Source organism: Bacillus sp. P4_D3 (assembly GCF_056401855.1).
Genome location: NZ_JBFUIN010000595.1, coordinates 1 through 1909, shown reverse-complemented (window position 1 = coordinate 1909; position 1909 = coordinate 1). Strand labels below are relative to the sequence as shown.

The window sequence follows — 1909 nt, the reverse complement described above, 5'->3', positions numbered from 1 at the left end:
CAATTATACCTATAATAGCACCAACTATTAATGTAATAATCCATCCCATTTTTAGTCCCTCATTTCTATTATAGTTTGTATTTTCAAATACAAGAGTAGCTAAACTCTTATATAAGATTACGTATTTATCTACGCTAACCATATCCTACTATAGAAATATACCTACGAACATTTTATGTATGGAGATACATATATTATATGCAAAAAAGAAAAAAATTGTCAAACTTACCCACAAATCAATTATATTAATATATCATATTTAAAGGAGGCGTTATTATCTATGATTCATAAATTACTTCCCACTTCTTATGAAGTAGCAACATCCATTTTAAAGGTTCAAATTCCAGCTTATAAAATTGAAGCAGACTTTTTAAACAGTACTGCAATACCTCGTTTATATGATACTGTAAACGATATTCAAAATTGTGATGAAACATTCTATGGATATTTCTCTGAAAATAAACTCGTCGGCTTTATTTCTTTTATACAAGAAGAAGAACTAATCGATATCCATAGATTAGTTGTATCGCCCGATTTTTTTCAAAAAGGAATCGCAACGAAACTGCTACTTTATATATTTAACATGTTCTCGTCTTCAATGACATACATTGTACAGACAGGTAAAGCCAATACTCCAGCTCTCGCATTATATAAAAAACACAGCTTCATTGAAGTAACAGATACAACACTACCTGATGGCATGATTCTTACGCAACTTAAAAGACAGAAAACACAAAATAATTTGACTTAATTATTTATTTATGTTATTTTTTACTTTATACAACCTTTTGCTGAGTCCAAATTTTGGAGCGGGGGAACCATTTTTGTAGCTATGCTACTTGGGGCGAATCTTTTTTAAGTAGGGAAACTCTCACTTCCCGAGTCCGACAGCTAACCTCGTAAGCGTAATGGGAGAGGAAGGTGCTTTTTGCCTATGTTACACACTTTGCCTCCTTAGTTATAAATATGGAATCGATATCAATCAGAAAACTATATTTATAGAAAAGGAGACTGGTACAATGTTACGTTTATCAGATCACGCAATAAAAATGATGGAGCAAAGACTTCGACTCGAACAACACCGCACATATCAAGCAAATAAAATTGTAGATAACTTACATCACAAATACTTTTTTCAGCATATTTTTCAACCGAAGAGATAAATAAACCATGCATACAATATTTAATACAAAAAGATTTGCAATTATGAACTGCAAATCTTTTTGTATTAGCATTAAAAATAATCTTGCATCAATTTATTCATCCAATCTGGAACACTAACATTTTCCCTTGCATCAAAAGCAGAAATATATGGTTTTATATCTAAAATAGCCGTTTGATCATTAGCGTCTAATCCTTGCACAGTCATAACATTATTTTCAATGGACAATATTTCAACAGTAGTAATTCCAATGGGGTTTGGACGATACTTTGTCCGTTGCGCAAAACATCCCTTTTCATCTAAATCACTTAGTCCCCTTGGCTTTCTAGCCCACGACTCGTTATTTTCTTCCTGGAAATCATTCATATAAAAAATAACAATTGCATGAGAGTAATCCTCAAGGCCAGCTAATCCTCCAATATACTCTGGATATATATTAATGTTAGAAATAACACTTCCCCAATTACTGTACACTTTTTCATCTATAGAGTTTTGCACTTCACCAATTTTCACCATATTAATATGACTCATTTTTTCCCCTTCTTTATGCAGCATTATTTACTTCCTTACCTTAATAATGAACGTCGTCGGCACCATCCTAGCTTTATATAAAGAATAATACTTCGTAGAAGGCTCTGCTATTTCTCCATCAAATACGCTAGATGGTTCAGGTTCTTCTATTCTCTCAATTGTAAAACCAACTCTATTTAACTCATTTATGTATGTACTCATTTTTCGCTTATATAA

At 32.0% G+C, this 1909-nt stretch carries 3 protein-coding genes, 1 pseudogene and 1 riboswitch; of the genes and pseudogenes, 2 read left to right on the top strand and 2 right to left on the bottom strand.

Annotation, left to right across the window (positions count from 1 at the left end; all coding sequences use genetic code 11):
* The first annotated feature begins 280 nt into the window (after window positions 1-280).
* Both AC1DTM_RS24485 and AC1DTM_RS24480 read left to right on the top strand, forming a co-directional pair.
* On the top strand, window positions 281-751 hold the full coding sequence (locus tag AC1DTM_RS24485) for a GNAT family N-acetyltransferase (RefSeq protein ID WP_085311949.1): 471 nt from the start codon (window positions 281-283) through the stop codon (window positions 749-751).
* Window positions 752-779: 28 nt separating this feature from the next.
* Window positions 780-922: riboswitch (cyclic di-AMP (ydaO/yuaA leader) on the top strand.
* A gap of 97 nt (window positions 923-1019) precedes the next feature.
* Entirely contained in the window at window positions 1020-1163 is a 144-nt protein-coding gene (locus tag AC1DTM_RS24480; protein WP_000945244.1) for a hypothetical protein, read from the top strand.
* A gap of 71 nt (window positions 1164-1234) precedes the next feature.
* Here AC1DTM_RS24480 and tsaA read toward each other — a convergent pair whose 3' ends face one another.
* Together tsaA and AC1DTM_RS24470 are read right to left on the bottom strand one after the other, a co-directional pair.
* A complete protein-coding gene (gene tsaA, locus AC1DTM_RS24475) occupies window positions 1235-1693 on the bottom strand; it encodes a tRNA (N6-threonylcarbamoyladenosine(37)-N6)-methyltransferase TrmO (RefSeq protein WP_002167946.1) in 459 nt (152 codons plus the stop codon).
* Window positions 1694-1720: 27 nt separating this feature from the next.
* Window positions 1721-1909: pseudogene (locus AC1DTM_RS24470) on the bottom strand (SAM-dependent methyltransferase); the annotation flags it as partial.